Annotated in this window: 26 protein-coding genes; 2 read left to right on the forward strand and 24 right to left on the reverse strand. The window is 39.0% G+C overall.

Going from position 1 to position 23,549, the window contains the following annotated elements; translation table 11 throughout:
- Positions 1-169 precede the first annotated feature (169 nt).
- From fabZ to spoIIID, 6 genes are all read right to left on the reverse strand, one after another.
- The gene (gene fabZ / locus H9655_RS16790; RefSeq protein ID WP_095371618.1) at positions 170-592 is read right to left on the reverse strand and encodes a 3-hydroxyacyl-ACP dehydratase FabZ; all 423 of its coding nucleotides are present in this window, start codon (positions 590-592) and stop codon (positions 170-172) included.
- Positions 593-704: 112 nt separating this feature from the next.
- Positions 705-986, reverse strand: a complete 282-nt coding sequence (locus H9655_RS16795; protein ID WP_191816173.1) for a DNA-directed RNA polymerase subunit beta — start codon at positions 984-986, stop codon at positions 705-707.
- Positions 987-1,000: 14 nt separating this feature from the next.
- A complete protein-coding gene (locus tag H9655_RS16800) occupies positions 1,001-1,837 on the reverse strand; it encodes a flagellar hook-basal body protein (RefSeq protein WP_191816175.1) in 837 nt (278 codons plus the stop codon).
- Positions 1,838-1,866: 29 nt separating this feature from the next.
- Positions 1,867-2,682, reverse strand: a complete 816-nt coding sequence (locus tag H9655_RS16805; RefSeq protein ID WP_191816177.1) for a flagellar hook-basal body protein — start codon at positions 2,680-2,682, stop codon at positions 1,867-1,869.
- A gap of 147 nt (positions 2,683-2,829) precedes the next feature.
- A complete protein-coding gene (mreB, locus tag H9655_RS16810; RefSeq protein WP_191816179.1) occupies positions 2,830-3,831 on the reverse strand; it encodes a rod shape-determining protein in 1,002 nt (333 codons plus the stop codon).
- 436 nt (positions 3,832-4,267) lie between these two features.
- Positions 4,268-4,540, reverse strand: a complete 273-nt coding sequence (gene spoIIID / locus H9655_RS16815; protein ID WP_095371613.1) for a sporulation transcriptional regulator SpoIIID — start codon at positions 4,538-4,540, stop codon at positions 4,268-4,270.
- A gap of 68 nt (positions 4,541-4,608) precedes the next feature.
- On the opposite strand from spoIIID, the gene H9655_RS22535 reads away from it, so the two are divergent.
- Together H9655_RS22535 and H9655_RS16820 are read left to right on the forward strand one after the other, a co-directional pair.
- A complete protein-coding gene (locus H9655_RS22535; RefSeq protein WP_225230707.1) occupies positions 4,609-4,806 on the forward strand; it encodes a hypothetical protein in 198 nt (65 codons plus the stop codon).
- 372 nt (positions 4,807-5,178) lie between these two features.
- A complete protein-coding gene (locus H9655_RS16820) occupies positions 5,179-5,835 on the forward strand; it encodes a LysM peptidoglycan-binding domain-containing protein (RefSeq protein WP_191816181.1) in 657 nt (218 codons plus the stop codon).
- 78 nt (positions 5,836-5,913) lie between these two features.
- Here the strand turns inward: H9655_RS16820 and H9655_RS16825 are convergent, their stop codons facing one another.
- The 18 genes from H9655_RS16825 to atpD all read right to left on the reverse strand — a co-directional run bounded on the left by H9655_RS16825 (position 5,914) and on the right by atpD (position 23,536).
- Positions 5,914-6,813: a M23 family metallopeptidase gene (locus H9655_RS16825; RefSeq protein ID WP_191816184.1), complete on the reverse strand. Its 900-nt coding sequence runs from the start codon at positions 6,811-6,813 to the stop codon at positions 5,914-5,916.
- A gap of 197 nt (positions 6,814-7,010) precedes the next feature.
- The gene (gene spoIID, locus H9655_RS16830) at positions 7,011-8,042 is read right to left on the reverse strand and encodes a stage II sporulation protein D (RefSeq protein ID WP_191816186.1); all 1,032 of its coding nucleotides are present in this window, start codon (positions 8,040-8,042) and stop codon (positions 7,011-7,013) included.
- 282 nt (positions 8,043-8,324) lie between these two features.
- Positions 8,325-9,641 (reverse strand): UDP-N-acetylglucosamine 1-carboxyvinyltransferase, encoded by a 1,317-nt coding sequence (gene murA, locus H9655_RS16835; RefSeq protein ID WP_191816188.1) that lies wholly within the window; start codon positions 9,639-9,641, stop codon positions 8,325-8,327.
- Between the two features lie 33 nt (positions 9,642-9,674).
- Entirely contained in the window at positions 9,675-10,424 is a 750-nt protein-coding gene (locus tag H9655_RS16840) for a YwmB family TATA-box binding protein (RefSeq protein WP_191816190.1), read from the reverse strand.
- Positions 10,425-10,644: 220 nt separating this feature from the next.
- Complete coding sequence (locus H9655_RS16845) at positions 10,645-10,881, reverse strand: DUF1146 family protein (RefSeq protein ID WP_191816415.1); 237 nt, start codon at positions 10,879-10,881, stop codon at positions 10,645-10,647.
- A gap of 207 nt (positions 10,882-11,088) precedes the next feature.
- Positions 11,089-12,588, reverse strand: a complete 1,500-nt coding sequence (gene nuoN, locus H9655_RS16850) for an NADH-quinone oxidoreductase subunit NuoN (protein ID WP_191816192.1) — start codon at positions 12,586-12,588, stop codon at positions 11,089-11,091.
- A 7-nt stretch (positions 12,589-12,595) separates the two neighbouring features.
- On the reverse strand, positions 12,596-14,089 hold the full coding sequence (locus tag H9655_RS16855; RefSeq protein WP_191816194.1) for a complex I subunit 4 family protein: 1,494 nt from the start codon (positions 14,087-14,089) through the stop codon (positions 12,596-12,598).
- Positions 14,089-15,954, reverse strand: a complete 1,866-nt coding sequence (gene nuoL, locus H9655_RS16860) for an NADH-quinone oxidoreductase subunit L (RefSeq protein WP_191816196.1) — start codon at positions 15,952-15,954, stop codon at positions 14,089-14,091. The genes H9655_RS16855 and nuoL overlap by 1 nt, the downstream gene beginning before the upstream one ends.
- Before the next feature lie 48 nt (positions 15,955-16,002).
- Positions 16,003-16,317, reverse strand: a complete 315-nt coding sequence (gene nuoK / locus H9655_RS16865) for an NADH-quinone oxidoreductase subunit NuoK (RefSeq protein ID WP_095371603.1) — start codon at positions 16,315-16,317, stop codon at positions 16,003-16,005.
- A complete protein-coding gene (locus H9655_RS16870; protein WP_191816198.1) occupies positions 16,310-16,825 on the reverse strand; it encodes an NADH-quinone oxidoreductase subunit J in 516 nt (171 codons plus the stop codon). The genes nuoK and H9655_RS16870 overlap by 8 nt, the downstream gene beginning before the upstream one ends.
- A complete protein-coding gene (nuoI, locus tag H9655_RS16875) occupies positions 16,822-17,241 on the reverse strand; it encodes an NADH-quinone oxidoreductase subunit NuoI (RefSeq protein ID WP_191816200.1) in 420 nt (139 codons plus the stop codon). The genes H9655_RS16870 and nuoI overlap by 4 nt, the downstream gene beginning before the upstream one ends.
- Before the next feature lie 15 nt (positions 17,242-17,256).
- Positions 17,257-18,264, reverse strand: coding sequence for an NADH-quinone oxidoreductase subunit NuoH (gene nuoH, locus H9655_RS16880; protein ID WP_191816202.1), 1,008 nt, complete (start codon positions 18,262-18,264; stop codon positions 17,257-17,259).
- Positions 18,264-19,364: an NADH-quinone oxidoreductase subunit D gene (locus tag H9655_RS16885; protein WP_191816204.1), complete on the reverse strand. Its 1,101-nt coding sequence runs from the start codon at positions 19,362-19,364 to the stop codon at positions 18,264-18,266. The genes nuoH and H9655_RS16885 overlap by 1 nt, the downstream gene beginning before the upstream one ends.
- 6 nt (positions 19,365-19,370) lie before the next feature.
- Positions 19,371-20,327 (reverse strand): NADH-quinone oxidoreductase subunit C, encoded by a 957-nt coding sequence (locus tag H9655_RS16890; RefSeq protein WP_191816206.1) that lies wholly within the window; start codon positions 20,325-20,327, stop codon positions 19,371-19,373.
- Position 20,328: 1 nt separating this feature from the next.
- Complete coding sequence (locus H9655_RS16895) at positions 20,329-20,841, reverse strand: NuoB/complex I 20 kDa subunit family protein (RefSeq protein WP_191816208.1); 513 nt, start codon at positions 20,839-20,841, stop codon at positions 20,329-20,331.
- The gene (locus H9655_RS16900; protein WP_318245510.1) at positions 20,832-21,206 is read right to left on the reverse strand and encodes an NADH-quinone oxidoreductase subunit A; all 375 of its coding nucleotides are present in this window, start codon (positions 21,204-21,206) and stop codon (positions 20,832-20,834) included. The genes H9655_RS16895 and H9655_RS16900 overlap by 10 nt, the downstream gene beginning before the upstream one ends.
- 478 nt (positions 21,207-21,684) lie before the next feature.
- Positions 21,685-22,092, reverse strand: coding sequence for a F0F1 ATP synthase subunit epsilon (locus H9655_RS16905; RefSeq protein WP_191816212.1), 408 nt, complete (start codon positions 22,090-22,092; stop codon positions 21,685-21,687).
- Between the two features lie 22 nt (positions 22,093-22,114).
- Positions 22,115-23,536 (reverse strand): F0F1 ATP synthase subunit beta, encoded by a 1,422-nt coding sequence (gene atpD / locus H9655_RS16910; RefSeq protein WP_191816214.1) that lies wholly within the window; start codon positions 23,534-23,536, stop codon positions 22,115-22,117.
- Positions 23,537-23,549 lie beyond the last annotated feature (13 nt).

Here is a 23,549-nt window from a genome sequence, read left to right on the forward strand (position 1 = left end):
CTTCCAATTTTAAAAATTTGACCTCTATTGCGGTCTTTTGTTATCGTTCCCGAAAACCTGAACAAAATTGCAAATTGGATGATGTAAAATTTTCCTCGATTTAAGTGACTTGTCATACATATAAAAAAAAGTAATGCCCTATATTAAGCGGGCATTACTTCTTTTCATGTTATTTCAATGCAAACATCATTTCTGTTTCGCAAACAAGCTCACCATCGACGGTTGCTACGCCTTTTCCTTTACCAATCGGTCCTTTTACACGGGTCATTTCGACTTCTAATCGTAGCTGATCGCCTGGTTTCACTTGCTTTTTAAATCGACATTTATCAATTCCAGTGAAGAAAGCGAGCTTTCCTTTATTTTCTTCTTTCTTCAGCATTGCCACACCGCCTACTTGTGCTAATGCTTCCACAATTAAAACACCAGGCATAACAGGGTAATCAGGAAAATGACCATTAAAAAACTCTTCATTTGCCGTCACATTTTTAATCCCAATAGCCCTTTGACCTTCTTCTACTTCAAGAATTTTATCTACTAATAAAAAAGGATAACGATGAGGAATAATTTCTTTTATTTCATTAATATCAAGCATTTTAGTACCTCCTACTAATAATAGGTATAATATTAATTATTATTGTACTAGAAAAAAAGCTAAATGCAAAGACAAAACAAAAAGGAGGCATAAAAAATGCGCTCCTCGTTCTTCAGTTCTCTTTATTAACCAAATCAATCATATGCATCCACGTTTCTTTTTTAAAGATATCGGTTGCTTGGCCATCACCAAGCACACTATACCCGAACGTTGCACCTGCGATGATACAAATGACAAGTAAAACTAGCACAATAATAATTCGTAGCCAGATCGGTATAAGTCGCACTCTAATTCGGTTCACTGTGGTTTTTTCTTCACCTGTAGTAGTTGAATTATGTTGTGCTTTTTGTTTAGTTATTCTTGTTGACGAATCTTGCTCGTTATTAAGTGACATCGTTTTCTTCCCCTTTAACGAATTCCATTAATGAGGCCCATCATTTGATCAGCCATCGTTATTGAACGTGATTGAAATTGGTATGAACGTTGTGTATTCATTAAGTCGGTCATTTCTTTTGAAAGGTCGACATTGGATTGTTCCAAGACACCTTGTGACAGTGAAATATCGCCACTAAACTGCCCAGCTAAATCAGTATAAATTTCAATGCCATCCATTTCAGCCTCTGCAGGCAAGCTTAACATATTTTCACCGATTTGTGTTAAATATTGTGGTTTATGGACGACCGTAATCCCTAGATTTACCGTTTCAGTGCCTCCATTAGCAGTTTGCCCTTGGAGTCTGCCTTGTTCCAATAATGTAAACTGGCTTACGTCTGACGAAAAAGTAATGGGTTCATTATTCTGTCCTAAAACGGCATCACCATTCCCGGTGACAAGCATCACTTCATTATTCCCTGACGGCGTAAGATTAAAAGAGCCGTCTCTTGTATAACGGATTTCAGCACCGTTTTCGGTTTGTTGCAGAATGCGAAAGTATTGACCTTCTCCTGTTAAAGCGAAGTCTAGAGCACGATCAGTTGATTTTAGGCTACCTTGTGTGCTCACTAGCTTAGCTTGGGCAAGTTTAGCCCCTACACCTTGACTAACGCCTTCTGGAGTCATTCTCTGTACGCCCATTAGTTCTTCAGCGGGTTGATTATTAAATTGTTGTACGAGAAGTTCACCAAATGACGCTTCTCTTCTTTTAAAACCTGTAGTATCGACATTCGCCATATTATTGGCGTGTATGTCCATTTGCTTTTGTAATTGTGATAAGGTGTTTGTTGCTGTAATCATTACACGGTTCATTTTATCGCCTCCTTATAACTTCCTAGTTGTTATCCAAGACGGCCAACTTCGTTTACTGCCTTTTCCATACTGCGGTCGTATGCTTGTAACACTTTTTGGTTGGCTTCAAAAGTACGATAGCTTGCCATCATATCTGTCATCGTTCTTGAGGTATCAACATTGGAACGTTCTAAGAAGCCTTGTTGGATACGAAAAGCTGCATTACCGTAACCATTTTGCAAAGCAGTATTATCTTCCGTAGCAAAGAGTCCATCTCCTTGTTTTAGAAGATTTTCTGTTGTTTCCGCATACGCTACACCGATTCGTGTTGTATTTCCAGATGTATCTGTTACATACCCTTCATCATTGACGGTAAATGATTCACTACCCGGTTGGATTCTATTCCCATTTTGATCTAAGACGTATAGGCCACTTGCTGAAGTCAAATAACCTTGGCTATCTAATGTAAAATTACCATTGCGCGTATATTTTGTATTCCCATCTTCACCGGCAACTGTAAAAAATAATGCACTACCGTCCGGGAGATTACCATTTTCAAGCGATAAGTCTGTAGCAAGACCTGTTTGATTTAAATCCCCCTGCGTATATAAAGGAATTGCTTCTTGCAAATACACGCCCGTACTAATACTTCCGACTGTTTCGTTAACTGGTAAACGAAAACCATTTTCTGTAGGAATGCTTTGACTATCTATTCTTTGCAATAACATATCACTGAAACTGCTAATTGCTGTTTGGTCTGCTTTAAAACCAGGTGTATTTGCGTTAGCCATATTGTTAGCTAGCATTTCCGTTCTTCTTTGCTGCGTTAACATACCTGATGCTGCAGTATAAAACCCTCTAAACATATCGGTCACTCCCGTATATCATCGTTTCCCTTTTATATCGGCAAGAGAGTACGATTAATTAGCATTATTTACTTAGAGGAGAATGCATGGCTCTTCAACGAAAAGGCTGGCCTATAGGAGAATCATTAGGTCAGCCTTACTCTTGTGTTAACTTAATTTTTTTCGTGGTAAACGATCAATGTTATCAAGCATGATTCCAGTTCCAATTGCAACACAGTCCATCGGATTTTCAGCAATAAGAACAGGTACTTTTAATTCTTCAGCAAGAAGCATATCGATACCATGAAGCAATGCTCCCCCACCAGTAAGAATCACGCCACGATCAATGATATCTGCTGAAAGTTCAGGCGGTGTTCTCTCTAAAACGCTTTTTGCAGCTTGGACAATCACGTCTACAGGCTCTTTTAAAGCTTGTTCGATTTCTTTAGAGTGAACAGTAATTGTGCGAGGCAGTCCAGAAACCATATCACGTCCGCGAATTTCCATGCTCTCATTTCTGGAGCCCGGGAATACCGTTGCAATAGAAGTTTTAATATCTTCAGCCGTACGCTCACCAATTAGAAGCTTATACTCTTTTTTAATGTATTGAAGAATTTCATTGTCGAATTTATCTCCGGCCATTTTAATTGAAGAAGACGTAACAATATCACCCATAGATAAAACAGCTACATCCGTTGTTCCTCCACCAATATCTACGACCATATTACCGCTTGGTTGGAAAATATCCATTCCCGCACCAATAGCAGCCACTTTCGGCTCTTCTTCTAAATAGACCTTCTTACCGCCACTTTTTTCTGCTGCTTCTTTAATCGCCTTTTGCTCAACGCTTGTTACATTGGTAGGACAACAAATAAGAATACGCGGTTTAGATAAAAAGCCTTTCACATTTAACTTGTTAATAAAGTGTTTAAGCATCGCTTCAGTTACATCAAAGTCAGCAATCACACCATCTTTTAGCGGGCGAATAGCAATAATATTACCAGGCGTTCTCCCCACCATACGGCGAGCCTCTTCCCCAACAGCAAGTACTCTATTCGTGTTTTTATCAATGGCTACAACAGAAGGTTCATTTAAAACGATCCCTCTTCCTTTTACATGTATCAGTACATTCGCCGTACCTAAGTCAATTCCAATATCTCTTGCAAACATTGTTCCTAACTTCCTCCTCGCAACTAAATCTTCTTCTCATTTTTGCAGTTCAAATGGCTCTATAGGCATATAAAATGCCTTTGTGTTTTTTGCTTATGTAAGCAATCTATCATTGATTTTTCGTTTCCGCACGAATATTTCCCCATACAAAAGCCTTTCTCAAGCAATCTGAGAAAAGAGAAGTTTATGTATATTCTAGGGCTTCTACGTTAACAAAAGCACATACCAAGTTCATTATATCCTAGTTAATTATTTTAGCACATCTCACGCAGAATAAATAACTATTTGTCAAAATATATTGTGACTTTTTAAGGAGAAATTGTCGAATTTGTTGATTATTGGGATAAAAGTTGGGGATTACACTTTGAAGTAATAAAGAAGGGATGGTTATACGGGCAGATGTTGTACCTTATCCTCCCTCTGCCCGCTTCACACATTATTTGATGGGTTCTTCTTCAAGCTCTTCTTTCTTATACTTTAACTTTGTTGCTTCTCCCCCTCGCAGATGACGAATGGACTTATGATAATCTAGTATTTCTTTTACTTCATTAGCAAGGTCAGGATTTATTTCAGGCAATCTTTCTGTCAGATCTTTATGGACTGTACTTTTGGATACGCCAAACTCCTTCGCAATTACGCGAACCGTTTTTCTCGTCTCCACGATATACTTTCCAATCTTGATTGTTCTCTCTTTGATGTAATCGTGCACACTACTCGCCCTCCCTAAATTGGATGTGAGAAGTGTGAAATGAGACTCGTTTTTAACTTTGTCTTATAGTGTGTGTTTTACTAGTTGTTAAAAGAATAGCAGGTAAACCTGCCGAGCAGTGGCTAACATATCCTAGAGATTATACAGCTGTTACTAAACAAACGACCCCTCACCTCAAACATTCTCTTTGTAAGGTTTGTAACAGTTTATTAGCTTGGATTAAAATATATGCACAAAAAACACAAGTAGGACAAGTAACTGTATGATTTTTTCATTTTCAGCTCTCTTTTTTAACAAGTAATTCTCTATATAACAAGATTATTATTTAATACCCGCGACAAATGACTTATACAGGGGTTATTAGACCTATTTATAATTGCTTATTTTTCGACAAATTCCGCAAACTCCAATACTCCGTTTTATACAAAAAAGTATTTTTTTAGTTCTAATCACTCAATTAACTGTATTTCAATAACCAACTAAGAGTGATAAAAGTCTATAAATAAATCTAATGACCTAATTCTATATAATGAACAAGAGATTCTTTATTCCTATTGTTGTTTAATCCTTCTCTGACTTACACTAAAAATCAAGCAAATAGATAAAACATGGTTATTCCAATTAAAGGGTGATTTATTTTGACAGTGTTAAAGCCACGGAGACAGAGAATTTTTGAAGCAAGAAAAAGAAGAATGAAAATAAGAAGAATGAAATTAACAGGCATCTTGGCTGCTACAGTCATTATTCTTGCTGTCATTTTCAGCTTAAATGAGCAATCATCAGAAGCCTCTACTTATAAAGTCGAAAAAAATGACACACTCTATCGTATTGCAAAAAAACATAATCTTTCTGTCGAAGAATTAAAAATACATAACCAACTTGTAGATAATTATATAACTGTAGGACAAACATTAGACATTCCATACCCTACAGATTATCAAGGTTTATCAGGTGAACCATTTATACATATTGTCGCTCCTAGTGAAACATTATGGAGCATTGCCAGTAGATACGGCTTAAGTGTTGAAGAATTAAAATCTCTCAACAACCTTAAAGAGAATCATATTTACGCTTTTCAGCCATTAACTATCATTGATGAAATGTATACATCACAAGCTAAACTAATTGGGGCTGCAGATGATCGTGTGCTCGAATTCCAAGATGATGATGAGTTTTTCACTTTACTTGCACCGTTACAGTCTGCTTCTAGACTTCAAGCATTTACTGGACAAGATTTATTTATTACTTATAAAAGAAATTCATTACTATCAATCCATTCTATGCAAACCCCATAACAATAAAAAGGGAAATATTCATGAATGAATATTTCCCGAGAAATGTCGAAACTTTTCTATTTTTGTCTCAACTATTATTTATGATTCTTGTGAATCTGAAGACGTATCTGCGTCTGTTTCACCTTCATTACTTGCACCATCATCTTCTGATTGATCTTCATCACTTGGGGCAGTATCTTCTGATTGGTCTCCATCACTTGGCGCAGCATCTGATTCATCATTAGAACTTTCAGTTGAACCATCTTGTGCTGCATCTTCAGTAGGTGCTTTTTCTTCAGCTATTTCTGCTTTTTCCAATTGACTTAACGTTTTACCAACAAACTCCTCTGGGTTTACAGCTACACCATCTTTACGGATTTCAAAGTGTACATGCTCTCCAGCTTCTTGGTTAATTTGGCTTTGTCCAGATTGAGCAATTGTATCTCCTTGCTCCACTACACTACCTTCTTTTACTTTCATATCAGTAATGGATTGGTAGCGTGTCACAATCCCTTCAGCATGCTGAATTTCAATGACATTTCCTAGAGTTGCATCTTCTTCCACCTTAGTAACTGTTCCACTTAATGCCGAACGAACTTCGAATGATTTTCCATCTTTCATAACAATGTCAATACCTGCATTTGGTTGATATGTGTTATTGTAGAATACTAATGCTTCTTCTTGAGCCGCTTCCTCACCATGCACATCATAGAATTTAGTTTGGATCACTGCTCCGTCCGCATTTTCTACAGGTAACACAAAATTCTCCATTGCATTATTCACTTCTACTGCATCCTCATTACCTTTGCCAGAAAGATCTGTCTCACCGTAATCGAATCCATCTGTGTCTGAAGCATTTTCATTGCCGTTTTGGAACCATAGAACGCCACTAAGTATGAGTGCTGCACTCGCGATGTAAATTGCTGGATAAGCCCAACGTTTCTTCATAAACTTTTTAAAACTAGAATCTTGAGAAGTCTTTTTTTCTTCCTCTCTCATTTTTCATCACCTCTGGCATCAGTTTGAACAGATTCCAGAAGATATATACATCATCTAAAAAATTTTTTGGATTTATTTTTTACTAACTGGGTTTATATATACATGTTTTATCAAAATAATTAAATTCTGAATACTTTGATGCGCTATTATCTACAAATAGAAAACAAACAGCTCCGAATGAAGCTGTTTGTTTTAACTTACTTTTGTGCAGTTAATTTTGCCACCATCGTATCAGATTCACTGATTTCGATTCCTTTATAATAATAAGAAACGATTTCTTTATATGATTTGCCTTCCTTCGCCATCCCGTTTGCACCATACTGACTCATGCCAACCCCATGCCCATACCCTTTTGTTTGTATATTAATCTGATCACCATTTCTCGTCAGGGTAAAGTCAGTTGATTGCAACCCTAATTTCATTCTGATATCGGTTCCTTTTATTATGGTTCCATTAATATCCACTTTCCCTATTCGATTACCATCTGTTTTTTCAACAATTTTAGCAACTGTTTGACCCGAAGGTACTTTCACATTTAACTTTTTTTCAAATTCAGATACAGGCATAGAGATTTGATCATCGAATTTTGGTGTATCAATGTCCCAGGGACTTTTGACACTTTTTAAATACGGAGTGGCATTCGCCCAAACGTTTTCTGCATTTTCCGTGTAGCCATTACTTGTAGAGAAGAACGCTGCCGTTATAGGATTACCGTCATAGGTAAGAATTTGCCCACTTGTTTCTTGAACTGCTTGCGTAATTTTCTCGATTTTCCAATCATAATCGGACTTCCATATTTTTTTGAGCTCTTCTTTGTTTTTAAAAACTTGATCATCAGTGGAATCTGTAATCATTGCGCCTTCTGGTAACGACCCCTTATCTGCCATTAGATGCTGCATTGTATATGTTCGCGCTGCAAGTGCTTGGGCCTTCAACGCTTCTAGCTCAAACTCCGCAGGCATCTCAGAAGCAACAACCCCAATAAGATAGTCTTCAAAGGCAAATGTTTCCACTTTTTTGGCATTGGTTCGATAAACCGCCACATCAACTGCAGGTTCCATCGAGGTGAAAGATGTTGCCTCCTCCTTCTTCTTTTCCGCAGTCACAGACTCTCGATTCTCTTGCTTTTCATCATTTCCAAAAGGAAGAACTACTAGTAAGGCTGGGATAATTAATACAAGTGTAAAGAGTAGTGCTGATAGTACGATGAATGGTTTGAATTTTGTCATATGCTAGCCTCCATCAAGATTCACGTCTCATTCAATCATATGGTCGAAATAGAGCCATTATGACAAAATCCCAATATTGAATTTTCTCTAGTAAAGAGTGTAATGGTAGAGATAGAGAAACGAGGAAAATATGGAGTGGGTGTTATAGCGAAGGTGAATTTCACATTAATTAGGTGGGTGAATCCTTGTCCTTATTTCCCACACCATGTATTGCTTTGTACATTTTCAAACTAAACCAAAAAAACCACCAATCTCCAAAAGAGATTAGTGGTTCAGCCATTTTTATGCATTTAAATCAGTAATGATGGTTTGTTCAGTTGTAGACATATCTTCTTCTGCTTCAGTCACACGTTCAATGTCTGCACCTAAGCTCGCTAGTTTCTTATGGAAATCGACATAGCCACGATCAAGATGTTTTAATTCTGTTACGCGTGTTATGCCATCTGCTACAAGTCCTGTTAAGATGAGAGCAGCTGCAGCACGTAAATCCGTTGCGGCAACTTCTGCACCTTGCAGGTTGGATGGTCCTTCCATAATAACAGAGCGTCCTTCGATTTTCACATCTGCATTCATGCGACGGAATTCTTCCACATGCATGAAGCGATTTTCAAATACAGTCTCCGTAATCACACTTGTGCCCTTGGCATGAAGCAATAGTGCCATCATTTGAGATTGCATATCTGTTGGAAAACCTGGGTGAGGCATCGTTTTGATATCTACAGCTTTAAGCTCTGACGGGCCGATGACGCGAACGCCTTCTTCCTCTTCGATAAACTGAACGCCCATTTCTTCCATTTTTGCAATTAAAGATGTTGCATGTTCTGGTACAGCACCTTTGACAAGGACATCGCCGCCTGTAATGGCTGCTGCAACCATAAATGTACCTGCTTCAATTCGGTCTGGGATGATATGATGCTCAGCACCAAATAATACATCCACACCTTCAATACGAATCGTACCTGTTCCAGCACCACGAACTTTTGCACCCATTTTATTCAGGAAGTTCGCAAGGTCCACAATTTCTGGCTCTTTTGCGACATTTTCAAGGATTGTTGTACCCTTTGCTAATGTTGCAGCCATCATAATATTTTCTGTTGCGCCTACGCTAGGAAAATCAAGATATATTTTCGCACCATGTAATCTTCCTTCTGGTGCTTCTGCTTCAATAAATCCATTGCCGACTTTAACGGTTGCACCCATTGCTTCAAAACCCTTTAAATGTTGATCTATCGGGCGTGAACCAATCGCACAGCCACCTGGCAGTGCTACTCTTGCTCTTCCATTTCTCGCTAATAGTGAACCCATGACTAAAACAGATGCACGCATTTTTCGAACATATTCAAATGGTGCTTCTACTTTTAACTCTCTAGATGCATCAACAGTTACTGTATTGTTATCAAACCCCACTTCGGCGTTTAAAAAACGTAATACTTCATTAATTGTATATACATCGGAGAGAGTTGGGACATCACGAATTACGCTTTTTCCATCACTTGCTAACAATGTTGCAGCGATTACCGGCAAAACAGCATTTTTTGCGCCTTCTACTTTGACTGTGCCACTTAACCGATTTCCGCCGCGGACGATGATTTTTTCCAAAGTGTATTCCCCTCCGCGTCCATTTTCTCTATATTAATATTCAATCGTTATGATGGGTGTGCCGATAACAATAGTTGTCTTAGCGCCCAACCCTTCTTTTCTTAAGCCAATTTGTAAATTCATATCTTTGCCATCCGTTGTAACAGACTCTTTGAACATGGGTGAGTATGCCGATGTCGAGATAAATTGTTCTTCTTCTAACGCTTCTATTTCTTTCGCATTAAATGTAGACAATAATCCATTCATTTGTTCAAGCATAGACTCCCTCATATTACCATCATAATGACCAATGATACAAGAGAAAATATTGGGTTTTTTAGTAAAAATGTCAGACATCTGACTTTTCATATATTCCCCGATACTTTCCTGGATACTGCCTTTGTAGCCAGCACCTTTCGCCTCATAAATGACATACGTTTGTACATTGTCTTTTGTGTCGGTTGAAAGTATTTTTATCGTTTCAGTCAGATCATTTTTTTTAAGCGTACCGATGACTTCATATCTTTCTTGAGATTCCTTTGTCACAGACCAATTCCAGTCTGTAAAACTCTTTTTCATGTCTTCAGTATATGCTTTTACTTCAGCAAAGGTTTGTAAGTTTTCCAAGTTTTCCCTTGCATGAACTGACCATTCTTGAATCAAAATATTCTCGTCCTGTACAGTTTGAGCGATTTGTAATAGTGAAAGCTCTTCTATAGATGCTGCATCCGAATGATTGCCGAAAATAATCCAAACTAACCCGACAATTCCCATTATAGAAAATATAAATGAATACTTCTTCATTTAAACTCCCTCCCTTATTACCATTGTTACCAAAGGAGAGAACGGCATACTTGGGAATTATCGTCACATTTTGACATCCACTAATTGAGTGAAGATTAAATCAAATCATATGTATAGTTGTAGGAAAATTAATAGCAACATCATGCATTGTACTCAAACTTTAAACAAATGAAAACATGTACGAAGACCTATATTTGAGGACTATTTTTTGACAAAATGATTATTGCAAAATAAATGGAAGTTGTTGAGACCAAAGAAGATAATCAAGCACAAAATTACCGACAATCGATCCTAGTGCAATCGACAACATTACATATAATACCCTTGCTTGCAAAACATGATTTGCCTTGATCCACGTATCAATTTTAATCGCTTGCAAAGCATACCAAGCTACGGCAATAAATATTAAATGTACAATAATACTTACCAATGCCTGTTGGCCAAATCCAGAGATCACATGACCCACTCCTTCAATCAAAAACTACACCATTTATTTTAACTCAAATCGCCTTCAGAAAGATAGCATACACCCTCTTAACAATTGACGTTTTTGTTTCACTTTTCGTTTCACATAAATTTATTTTTCCAAAATTTACTTTACTATGAGCCCTTTGCTCTCCAAAAATAAAAAAGAAGAAGGATCTCCCTTCTTCTATACCCGTTTCTACTGTAAGAAATCATAAAATGATAAAAAATTTTGATGGAGGAAATCATAAGCTAATTGTGGAAAAACCCCAAGTAATACGGTCATCAGCACGCAAATACTAATGATAACACCATTCATCTTCTTTCCACTCATTTGAAAAGTACGATTCGCTTCTCGGAAAAAGGCGTAAATAATCAACTTAAAATAATATATATAAGATATCACCGTAGTGGCGATTAATATGGCAGCTAATAGATAATGTGTCGGTTCTGTGCTTAATGCACCGAGAAAAATATTCAGCTTGCCGATAAACCCTGATGTTCCTGGTATCCCCGCTAACCCTAGCATTGTAAGTGCGAGGGCAACAGCTAAAAGAGGAGCACGTTTGGAAAGCCCAGACAATTGCTTTACCTCTTCAATATTCATTAATTGTAATAAGGAAAAAACAGCGATTGTCATAAATAAATAGGCGGTTAAATAAAACCAAATCGTCTCTACCATAAAGGCAGAGAAGGCTGTTACCGCAACTAATAAATAACCAGCATGCGCAACGCTTGAATAGGCAAGCATCCGCTTAATCTTCGTTTGCCTTAGTGCCACTATATTTCCCCATATCATTGTCACTGCAGCAAGAACAGCTAAAAAGCTTTGCAGCGCCATTAATAAAGAGGAATTGTTACTCACATCAGGAATATGATAAAAAACCGTGATGAACATTCGAATGATTAAAATAAACCCTGCTGCTTTTGAAATAATACTCAAGAAAGCGGTAACTGGTATCGGGGCTCCTTCATAAACATCTGGCGTCCACATATGAAAAGGTGCCGCAGCGATTTTAAATGATAACCCAACTAAAATCATCAGAAAAGCAAGTGCTAATAAAAATAGATGCTGAGTATTCGTTAACTCTTGAAGCCTTTCAGCCATTTCTAAAAGATTGGTGGTCCCAGCAACCCCATATAAATAACTCATGCCGAACAAGGTAATAGCTGTGGCAATTCCACCATTAATAACATATTTCATTGCTGACTCGTTTGAAGGGAGATGCTTCTTTCTTATCCCCACTAATATATAGGATGATAAGGTCATCAGCTCTAAACCTACAAAAAGAGTAATTAAATCACCACTGGATGACATAATCATCGCGCCAAGTAATGCCACTAAAAATAAATAGAAAAACTCTCCCCTGAACTCCGTTAATTTTTCTTTCGGTTCATATGAGATAGCTAACAACAATACAAAGCCGGCTGCAACTAGTAACACCAACTTAAAAGCAATCGCAAAAGAATCTAAACGGAAGGTGTCATAGAGGATTGCAAAAGGTGTGTCCCCTATGAGTGTAAGTAAAAAGACTATAGCTGCAACGATACTCGCTACACTAAGCCAACCAAGCCATTTCCGATGAAAAGACCTCGGTAGGAATAAATCTAAAAGAGATAATAGCGTAGCGGTACCAAGAATAATGAATTCTGGACCCATCGCATGCCAACTAAATGATAATAACGTATCAAGATCCATTCTTACTTCACCCCCCTAATCCAATGATGATTGATTTTAAAGTTGAACTGAGAATATCCGGATAAACACCAATACCAACAATACATAAAAGCAAAATAATCGCTGGCCAAATTTCGAATGCCGTCATATCTCTTACCATTTTTGCCTTCTCTTGTTGGCCAAAAGTTATCCCAAGCACTGCTCGTAATATATATACCGCCGTCAAGATAATGCCTAAACAGGCGATTACGGCAATCACTGGCCATTCTTGAAATAGACCTAGAAAAGCGAGAAACTCTGCGACAAACCCTGACATACCGGGTAAACCTAATGAAGCGAGACCTGCTACTAACAAAAAGCCTGACGCGATTGGCATCGTTTTCGCTAAGCCATTTAAATCAGCCATGGAAGTAGATTGATATCTCTCGTAAAAGATGCCGATAAGATAGAAGAACAAGGCGGCAATTAAACCATGCGAGACCACTTGAAACATCGCTCCTTGTATCCCCGCTTCATTTAAGGCAGCCAAACCGATCAGCACAATACCCATATGCGAAATCGATGAGTAAGCTAAAATCTTTCTCAGTTCTTGTTGGGATAATGCTAAGAATGCCCCATAAAGCAAGTTGATTACACCGAGTATCGCCAGCCATAATGTGAGCGACTCAAACTGCTTAGGGAAGAAGCCTAAACCAAAATGGATGAGACCATAGGCGCCAATTTTCAACAGTACACCCGCATGAAGCATAACAATGGCTGCTGGCGCTTCAGAATGAACTTTAACCATCCAGCTGTGAAACGGCCAAATAGGAAGCTTAATACCAAAGGCAATGAATAAGGCAATTAGCAAACCTGTTTTCACTTTTGACGAAAAAACCGTTCCGTCATCCGCACTTAAAATGGACATTAAGGCATCGATATTTGCTGTACCTGTTTTGGCAAACAATACCATGATGACAACTAAAAGAATCGCTGATCCCATCCCGTTATAAATGAGCAATGAGAAGGCTGTACGTTCTTTTTCATATAACCCCCATTTACCTATTAAAAAGAAGGTTGCCACTAATGTCACTTCAAAAAAGATAAAGAATAAAATTAAGTTCTCAGCAGCAAACACCCCGAGCATGCCGACTTCTAATAATAGAAACAGCATGTAATACCCTTTCCACCCTGCTTTGATCTGAAAGGAAGCAAACGCGGCTAACGTTGAGAGTAAGGCAGTTAATAACAAAAGGATAAGAGAAAAACCATCTACTCCTAATTCGTAATCAATACTGTATAATTTGCCAAAGACTTCGGGATTACCAAATTGCATCCAACTTAATTTCCCAGAGTAACTCACTAACTCTACACCCATCTTAGAAGAGATAATTAAGTAGATTGATAGAAAAAGAGAAGGAAGGGTACTAAGGATCGCGACTGTTTTAATCAGTTTTTCCTTCGTTTTTGCAACAAGTGTTAATAATAAGACACCAAGAAGGGGCGCAAATACAATAATGGTCAATATAAACGGGAATCCCACTAGAAGCCACCTCCTGTCAATGCAAACACGACGATCAGAATGGCTAACCCAACAAAAGCAACCGTCCCATATAATTGAGTCTGCCCATTTTGAAACTTTGAACCGATTATGCTTAACCGTCTCATTGTGATGGTTACGAGAGAAATGAGTCCTTCAATCAAATAAACCTCCACGAAATGTAGTATTTGACTAACGAAGCGGCTACCTTTAACAAAGATATACTGGTAAACTTCATCGATATAATATTTATTTATTACAAGCTGATACGTATAAGGAGCTCTTGATGTAAACCAATCCCGGGAAAGAACTTTCTTACTATACATCAACCAAGCAAGCAAGATACCTAAGAATGTTACCACCGTCGCTACAACCATCACCCAAAGCGGACCATCGAGATGACCATGCACATTTGCAGCGATCCCCGTTGTTAACCAATCTCCTAAAAATGTTCCGAACCAAGGGGTTTGGATATAGCCAGCAACAATCGCTAACAAAGCAAGGACAAGCATGGGAACGGTCATCCAATTGGATGATTCTTTTACCGCTGATTGCTCTTTCTTTTCTTCTCCACCGAATACTAAGAAGAATAAGCGAAACATATAAAATGCTGTAAAGAAAGCAGCGATGATTGCAAGTGTGAATAATAAATAGTGACCACTCACCCAGGCAGACACTAAGATTTCTTCTTTACTAAAAAAACCTGATAATAAAGGCACTCCACTAATCGCCATTGTCCCAATTAGAAAGAGCGGTGCAGTCCACTTCATCTTCTTCCATAAGCCACCCATTTTCTCAATATCCTGCGTATGAACAGCATGGATAACACTACCAGCAGCTAAAAACAATAGTGCTTTAAAAAAGGCGTGTGTTGTTAAATGGAATACACCTGCCACGTAACCTCCCACACCTAATGCAAGCATCATATAACCTAGCTGACTTACAGTAGAATACGCTAAAGCTCTTTTAATATCTCTTTGCGTCATCCCAATCGTTGCAGCAAAAATGGCGGTAAAACCACCAACAATGGCAATGGTAAGCATGGCCACCTCACTAAAGGCGAATAACGGATAAAGCGCTGCGACAAGGTAAACACCAGCTGCTACCATTGTGGCCGCATGAATTAATGCGGATACAGGCGTGGGTCCTTCCATCGCATCAGGTAACCACGAATGCAACGGGAACTGACCAGACTTCCCAACGGCTCCGATAAAGATCAGAATAGCTGTTAAGGTAGCCATCGTTTCTGATAGATCCCCCGCTGAGATAACAGCAAAAATCTCATCATATTCAAAGCTCCCTACTTGCCAAAAGAGCAGAATCATGCCAATGAGAAGGCCGACATCACCAATTCGCGTCATGATAAATGCTTTCTTGGCAGCTGCCTTTGCCTCTTCTTTATAAAAATAAAAACCGATCAATAGAAATGAGCCGACACCCACGAGCTCCCAGAATATATATGTTTGTAATAGATTCGGAGAAAGAACAAGTCCAAGCATCGCAAAGGTGAACAGACCTAAGTAGGCGAAAAATACTGTTATGCGCTCATCTCCCTCCATATATGCCTTTGAATACATATGTACGAGGAAGCTAACGAGCGAGACAATGACAAGCATAAGTGCATTTAATTGATTGACCTCAAAACCTGCCGTTAATTGCGTTTCCCCTATGGTTAGCCATGTGAACTCTACCTTTACATTTTCCTGCGTGAAACGCGCAAATAAAACCAGCAAAGCACATATAAAACTAACCAAGGAAAGAATTACTGCGAAATCAATTTGCCCTCTCCGCCACTTCCTTCCAAAAATAAGAAGCACTAAGAAGGAGAAAAGCGGAAAAAGCGGTATGATCCATGCAATCTCCATCATTTCTTCATGTCCCCTTTTATTCATACGAATGACGTATGTTCATTCAAGCTAATTTTTCAAAGAGTTGTAATCATCTACATTGACAGATTTACGATTTCGATAGATAGCTATGAGGATAGCGAGTCCTACTGCCGCCTCAGCCGCAGCAACGGCAATGGCAAAAAGGGCAAATATTTGACCATCTATTGAAGGCATCATGCCATACTTACTAAAAGCAACGAGGTTAATATTAACCGCATTTAACATTAATTCAATGGCAATAAGAACAATAACGGTATTTTTCTTCGTTAATGCCCCGTATAACCCGATACAAAAGAGGATAATGGCTAGTGTTAAATAGGCAGATAACGGCACACTACTCACGTTCTTCCCCCTCCTCATCATCCCGTTTCGCTAACACTATCGCACCAATAAGAGCGACGAGTAAAATAACCGAGGTTAATTCAAAAGGAATAATATATTTCGAATAAAGGGCAATCCCTATTTGCTCTGTATTATTTTCATGCAATGAAGTGGATGGTTCCCCTAGTTCAAGCTGGTATATACCTAAGTAAAAGACGAGCCCGAACCCAAGGATGGCTAGAAAGATAAGAAATTTTCTCAAGCCTCCTCCACTCGTCTCGCTCTGGTCATTATGACGCGTTAACATAATGCCAAAAAGCATCATAATGGTGATCGCACCTGAATAGATGAGGATTTGAACAACAGCAATAAACTCTGCAGAAAGCATGACGTAAATGCCAGCAATACTAATGAAAGTAAAGACGAGAGCGACGACCATATGAACAACCTTCGTTAAGTTAATCATCATGATCCCACCGCCTATAGCGATGAGTGATAAAACAATAAATATGAAAAACTCGCCGCTCATGCCTTATTCTCCCTTCGTAATTGGGTATCATTTTCATCCAGCCACACAAGATCTTTAAATAATTCATCACGACTATATTCTGCGAGTTCAAATTGATTTGTCATAATGATTGCCTCTGTAGGACAAACTTCCGTACATAAATCACATAGGATACAAATTTCAAAATTTATATCATACGTATCAATAATTTTTCCCCGCTTACTAGAATCTGGATGCTTTTTCCCCGTGAGTGTAATGCAATCTGTCGGACAAATATTGGCACATTGATTACAGACGATGCATTTTTCTGGGTAAAATTTTTGAATTCCCCTAAAGCGATCGGGAAGTGGTAAGGGTTCATTAGGATAATCATAGGTTAGTTTCTTGCGCGTCATATTTTTCAATGTGTATTTCAATCCTTTTGCTAATCCAAACATACCTTTGTCACCCCTTTAAAATAGATTGATCCATTCTTTTAATAATGCAGTGAGGAAGATATTCGCAATCGCCACTGGTAATAATACCTTCCAGCCGAACTCCATTAGTTGGTCGGCACGTATTCTTGGGAAAGTAACACGGAACCAAATGAGCAGAAAGATAACAACCATAAATTTAAGCGCAAACCAAACGGCTCCCGGTATAAACCCTAAATAAGGTAATGGTAGCCAACCACCTAAGAAGACGACAGTTATTAACGCTGACATTGCGAACATATACACATACTCAGCTAACATAAAGAACGCCCAACGGAAACCGGTATACTCAACAAAATAACCTGCAACAAGTTCCGACTCCGCTTCAGCCAAATCAAACGGCACGCGATTCAATTCAGCTACCGCTGCAATAAAGAAGACGATAAAGGCAATCGGTTGCCAAAGAATATACCAGCCGCTTTCTTGTGCTAACACAATATCATTTAAATTCATACTTCCTGTCAGGAGAATGACACCAATCACCGACATCACTAGTGGAATCTCATAAGATATCATCTGTGCGGCTGCCCTCATTGCCCCCATTAAGGCATATTTATTATTTGAAGCCCACCCTGCGGTCACAATTCCAACAGTCGTAATACCAGAGACAGCAATATAATAAAGCAAACCCACACCGATATCAGCGAATTGAAATCGATCAGTGAATGGAATAATTGCTAAGACCATAAAAGCAGGTGTAAATGCAATTACCGGCGCAAGAATAAATAATGGTTTATCAGCTGCCCGCGGGATGGCATCTTCCTTAATCAGCAGCTTCAAGACATCTGCAACTGTTTGTAATAGCCCCCATCTTCCTCCTACTTGGTTAGGACCATGCCGCAGTTGCATAAAGCCCATAACCTTTCTTTCTGCTAAAATGGCATAGGTGACAAATCCTAGAACAATAAGTAACAGCAGCAGTGTTAATGCAAAATAAATGAAGAAATGAAGCCATGTCGCTTCAGAAGTTAATAATCCCTCGATCATTACCCATCCACCTCCCCAAGCACGATATCAATTGCGCCAAGGATCGCGATTAAATTAGCCATATTCTGACCAACTAGTAGCTTCGGTAAGATTTGCAGGTTATAAAAAGACGGCCGCCTGAATTTCAGACGATATGGCTCTTTCTTACCTTCACTGGCAATATAACAACCGATTTCCCCTCGTGGAGACTCAATGCGTACAAATGTTTCTCCTTTAGGCGGTTTAATCACTTTAGGAACCTTACCCATGACCTCACCTGTTTCGGGAAATTGCTCCACCGCTTGCTCGAGTATCCGTAAACTTTGTTCTATTTCTTGGATACGCACTTGGTACCTGCCCCATGCATCACCTGTATCTGCTGTACATATTTCAAAAGAAAAACGGTCGTAAATGGAATAAGGTTCATTTTTCCGCAAATCCCATGCGAGCCCAGTACAACGTAAATTTGCTCCACTTAAGGAATAGTCCATTGCCTCTTCTTTGGTGTATTGCCCAATACCTTTTACACGATTAAGGAAGATTTCATTGCCGGTTACGAGATCTCCGTAACCCGCTAACTGCTCTCTCATGTAAGGGATAAATGCCTTCACTTTTTCAATCCATCCGTCTGGCGCATCCCACTTCACTCCGCCTACTCTCATATAATTAAATGTCAGACGGCCACCAGAGATTTCATTTAATAAATTGATAATCATTTCTCTTTCTCTAAAAGCGTACAAAAATGGACTTGTCGCTCCTAAATCAAGCAAATATGTACCCCACCAAACAAGATGACTGGCAATTCTACCTAGTTCCATCGTGATGATGCGGAGATACTCCGCTCGTTCGGGAATTTCTAGCTCCATCATCGTTTCAACTGCATGGCAAAGCACATAATTATTTGTCATTGCGGCCAAGTAATCTAAGCGGTCTGTATAGGGAATAATTTGTGTATATTGCAGGTTTTCAGCTATTTTTTCTGTTCCTCTATGGAGATAACCGATGACTGGTTTCGCATCAATAATCATTTCTCCATCTATTTTAATAACAAGGCGAAAAACACCATGTGTACTGGGATGTTGTGGTCCCACATTCAATAGCATCTCTTCTGTTCTAATCATTGCCTTTTACACCTCCACATCATAAGGTTCATAATCCTTGCGGAGAGGATGACCAACCCAATCTTCCCCAAGCATAATACGATGTAGGTCAGGGTGGTTGGTAAATTGAATGCCAAGAAGGTCATATGCTTCACACTCCGGCCAGTTCGCTCCTGGCCATATAGAAGCAATAGAATCAACTCTTGGATTTTCACGATCCATTTTCACTTTCAAAGCGACAGACTGCTTATTTTTAAAGGAGTATAAATGAACATAAATCTCCATATATGTTTCAAAATCAGTTCCATGTAGTTCTGATAAAAATTCAAAATGAAGCCCGCTATGTTGTTTGAATAATAAGGCTAGTGAATAATAATGTTCTAGCTTAACCACAATAGTTGGCACATGCTTGCTCATACGATTAATATAGGAATCTTCTAAAATATCATCTTTGTAGTGTTCTTTTACAATGTTGAGGTAACGATCTAAGATTGGTTGTTGAGGTGATGGTGTGATAGGTTCTGAAACTTCTGTTTCTTTTGCTTGAGTTATTTTCCCTTTTGCCTTTGCTGCTGCAGCTGCCTTCGCTTTGGCGGCTGCGATCGCTTTAGCCTTCTCTGAATCGCCGTTTTCATTCGCGTTCTTTGCCTTTCGTTTCGCTGCTGCGGCGGCTTTTGCTTTGGCGATAGCGATTGCTTTTTGTTTTTCTAAGTCTTGATTAGCTGTTGGCTCTGTTTCTGTTCCTTCTGCTTCTTTTGCCTTTTTCTTTGCTAATGCGGCGGCTTTTGCCTTGGCGGCGGCTGCTGCTTTTTGTTTTTCTAAATCTTGATTAGATGTAACATCTTCTGTTGTTTGGGGCATTTCGGATGCTGAGTCATTCGATTTTTCTTTTTTCTTTTCCCTCTCTTCCCGCTTTCTTTGTGCAGCTGCTCTTGCTTTTTCTGCTGCTTCTTTCTTTAACTGCTCTTTGTCCTTTTCACTCAAATTAAATCACCCTCTTTCCCGTTTTCGCCTCATAACGGATTTTAGCTTTTAGCTTATTAACTCCGTATATGAGTGCAGCAGGGTTGGGTGGACAGCCAGGTATGTATACATCAACTGGGACCACTTGATCGACCCCTTTCACAACCGAATAAGAATAAACATATGGTCCACCCGCTGTAGCACAAGAGCCCATTGCAATTACCCACTTCGGTTCTGGCATTTGATCATAAAGACGTCTGATTACTGGAGCCATTTTTTTCGTAACGGTTCCTGATACAATCATGACATCAGATTGTCGTGGCGAAGTACGAAAAAAAGAGCCAAAACGATCGAGATCATAGTGAGAAGAACCCACACCCATCATTTCAATGGCACAACAGGCGAGACCAAATGTCATCGGCCATAATGAATTGCTTCTAGCCCAGCCTTTTAGTTGCTCTAATGTAGACATGAATACATTCCGCTGAATTTCAGCCATTTCTTTTTCACTCATTTGATCAAATTTTAAATCCATTTCAGCACCTTCTTTTTCCAAGCATAAATTAAACCAATCACTAACATAAACACGAAAATCAGCATCTCTATTAAAGCAAATATGCCTAATTTTTCATATGCTACGGCCCATGGATATAAAAATACTGTCTCTACATCAAAAATGACGAAAAGAAGAGCAAACATGTAATAACGCACGGTGAATTGTACCCTTGAGTCTTGAAAGGGATCAATTCCACTTTCATAAGTCGTATACTTATTTTCATTTGGTTGATACGGTCGCAATAATTTCCCGAAAAATAAAGCAACTAATGGTAAGAGCACACCGATAAGTATAAAAGAAAGGACTATCAAATAATTATTTTGATACAGATGCCATAATTCCAATATCATCCCCCCATAATAATGAAACTATTCATAATTTTTAAAATGTAATCGGATACATTATAACATCCCTGCCATATTCTGTCGATAATCCACCGACCATTTCCATCTGTCCCTTACTCATTTATATGACAAGTTGTTTAGGATATATCTTTTTTACTTAATCTTATTTGAAAAAATGATCAATGACTGCTAAATAAAGCATGAAAAGATTATCACTAATCTTGAAATGAGAAGATAAATGTTTAAAGTGTTAAGAGAATATCATTCGAATCTCTGGGTATACGGATTAACGGAATTCAAACGAGAATTCAACTTGGGGACAATTTTTTGACTCATTGAAAAAGACCACACCAAAGGTATTTCCTTATGGGCAGTCTCGAACTAATCGGATGCGCTTTGCCATCATTGACGTTACACATACAAAAAAACGAGCAAAATGCTGCTTGAGTCGCAGCATTTTGGCTCGTTTTCGTGATGATTATATATTTCTCTCCGAAACATTGATACGATTCATCGCACGTTTTAATGCAAGTTCTGCACGTTTGAAGTCGACGTTTTCACGCTTTGTTTCATTCAAATGTTGTTCTGCACGATCTTTTGCACGTTTGGCACGATCAAGATCGATATCAGTCGCTTGTTCCGCAGATTGCGCTAAAATCGTTACTTGGTCCGGACGTACTTCGAGGAAACCACCGCTAACAGCAACCAAATCAGATTGATTTTCTTTCTTTAGACGGACAGCTCCAATTTGTAACGGTGCAACCATAGGGACGTGGCCTGCTAAAATACCAAGCTCTCCACTTTCAGCTTTTGTACTTACCATTTCCACATCGGATTCATACACCGGGCCATCGGGAGTAACAACACTGACTTTAATCGTCTTCATTTTTTACCCTCCTGGTCCTAAATTATACCTCTACGCCCATTTTTTTAGCAGCTTCAATTACTTCTTCAATACGACCAACTAGACGGAAAGCGTCTTCTGGTAGGTGGTCATATTTACCTTCAAGGATTTCTTTAAATCCTTTAACAGTTTCTTTTACAGGAACATAAGAACCTGGTTGTCCTGTAAATTGCTCTGCTACGTGGAAGTTTTGTGATAAGAAGAATTGGATACGACGCGCACGTTCAACGATAAGTTTATCTTCGTCTCCAAGCTCGTCCATACCTAGGATTGCGATAATATCTTGAAGCTCTCTGTAACGTTGTAATGTTTGTTGTACAGTACGAGCTACTTCATAATGCTCTTCACCAACTGTTTCAGGTGAAAGTGCACGTGATGTAGATGCTAATGGATCCACGGCAGGGTAAATACCCATTTCAGATAATTTACGCTCTAAGTTTGTTGTCGCATCTAAGTGAGCGAATGTTGTTGCTGGAGCCGGGTCAGTATAGTCATCGGCAGGTACATAAATCGCTTGGATTGATGTAACAGATCCAACATTCGTTGAAGTGATACGCTCTTGTAATTTACCCATTTCAGTAGCAAGTGTTGGTTGGTAACCAACGGCAGATGGCATACGACCAAGTAGGGCAGATACCTCAGAACCTGCTTGCGTGAAACGGAAGATGTTATCCATGAAGAAAAGAACGTCTTGTCCTTGCTCATCACGGAAATATTCAGCCATTGTTAAACCAGTTAGGGCAACACGCATACGTGCTCCAGGTGGCTCATTCATTTGTCCGAATACCATCGCTGTTTTCTTAATAACGCCTGAGTCAGTCATTTCATAGTAAAGGTCATTACCTTCACGTGTACGCTCACCAACACCAGCGAATACAGAGATACCACCGTGCTCTTGAGCGATGTTATTGATTAACTCTTGAATTAAAACGGTTTTACCAACACCGGCACCACCGAATAGACCGATTTTACCACCTTTGATGTAAGGAGCAAGTAAGTCTACTACTTTAATTCCTGTTTCAAGAATTTCTACTTCTGTAGAAAGTTTTTCGAATGTAGGTGCTTCTCTATGAATAGAGTCACGACGAGCATCACCGCTAATTGCTGGATCCAAGTCAATTGTATTACCTAGTACGTTAAATACACGGCCAAGAGTGATATCACCTACTGGTACAGAGATGGCTGCACCTGTATCTATTACTTCCGTTCCACGTTGTAAACCATCTGTTGAAGACATAGCAATTGTACGTACAGTGTCATCACCTAAATGAAGGGCAACTTCAAGGGTTAAGTTGATTCCAACTTCAGATTCGTTACGCGAAGTGTTATCAATTTGCAATGCGTTATAGATTGCAGGTAGTTGACCGTTTTCGAACTTTACGTCAACAACTGGACCCATAACTTGAAGAACGCGTCCTTTGTTCATCTTTTTCCCTCCT

It is taken from the genome of Cytobacillus stercorigallinarum (assembly GCF_014836495.1).
Classification (GTDB): domain Bacteria; phylum Bacillota; class Bacilli; order Bacillales; family Cytobacillaceae; genus Cytobacillus; species Cytobacillus stercorigallinarum.

Coding starts and splice junctions, on each gene's coding strand:
- fabZ (WP_095371618.1), bottom strand. CDS start 592: ATGCTTGATATTAATGAAATAAAAGAAATTATTCCTCATCGTTATCCT.
- H9655_RS16795 (WP_191816173.1), bottom strand. CDS start 986: ATGTCACTTAATAACGAGCAAGATTCGTCAACAAGAATAACTAAACAA.
- H9655_RS16800 (WP_191816175.1), bottom strand. CDS start 1,837: ATGAACCGTGTAATGATTACAGCAACAAACACCTTATCACAATTACAA.
- H9655_RS16805 (WP_191816177.1), bottom strand. CDS start 2,682: ATGTTTAGAGGGTTTTATACTGCAGCATCAGGTATGTTAACGCAGCAA.
- mreB (WP_191816179.1), bottom strand. CDS start 3,831: ATGTTTGCAAGAGATATTGGAATTGACTTAGGTACGGCGAATGTACTG.
- H9655_RS16825 (WP_191816184.1), bottom strand. CDS start 6,813: ATGAGAGAGGAAGAAAAAAAGACTTCTCAAGATTCTAGTTTTAAAAAG.
- spoIID (WP_191816186.1), bottom strand. CDS start 8,042: ATGACAAAATTCAAACCATTCATCGTACTATCAGCACTACTCTTTACA.
- H9655_RS16840 (WP_191816190.1), bottom strand. CDS start 10,424: ATGAAGAAGTATTCATTTATATTTTCTATAATGGGAATTGTCGGGTTA.
- nuoN (WP_191816192.1), bottom strand. CDS start 12,588: ATGGATCTTGATACGTTATTATCATTTAGTTGGCATGCGATGGGTCCA.
- nuoL (WP_191816196.1), bottom strand. CDS start 15,954: ATGATGGAGATTGCATGGATCATACCGCTTTTTCCGCTTTTCTCCTTC.
- H9655_RS16870 (WP_191816198.1), bottom strand. CDS start 16,825: ATGAGCGGCGAGTTTTTCATATTTATTGTTTTATCACTCATCGCTATA.
- nuoI (WP_191816200.1), bottom strand. CDS start 17,241: ATGTTTGGATTAGCAAAAGGATTGAAATACACATTGAAAAATATGACG.
- nuoH (WP_191816202.1), bottom strand. CDS start 18,264: ATGATCGAGGGATTATTAACTTCTGAAGCGACATGGCTTCATTTCTTC.
- H9655_RS16885 (WP_191816204.1), bottom strand. CDS start 19,364: ATGATTAGAACAGAAGAGATGCTATTGAATGTGGGACCACAACATCCC.
- H9655_RS16895 (WP_191816208.1), bottom strand. CDS start 20,841: ATGGATTTAAAATTTGATCAAATGAGTGAAAAAGAAATGGCTGAAATT.
- H9655_RS16905 (WP_191816212.1), bottom strand. CDS start 22,092: ATGAAGACGATTAAAGTCAGTGTTGTTACTCCCGATGGCCCGGTGTAT.
- atpD (WP_191816214.1), bottom strand. CDS start 23,536: ATGAACAAAGGACGCGTTCTTCAAGTTATGGGTCCAGTTGTTGACGTA.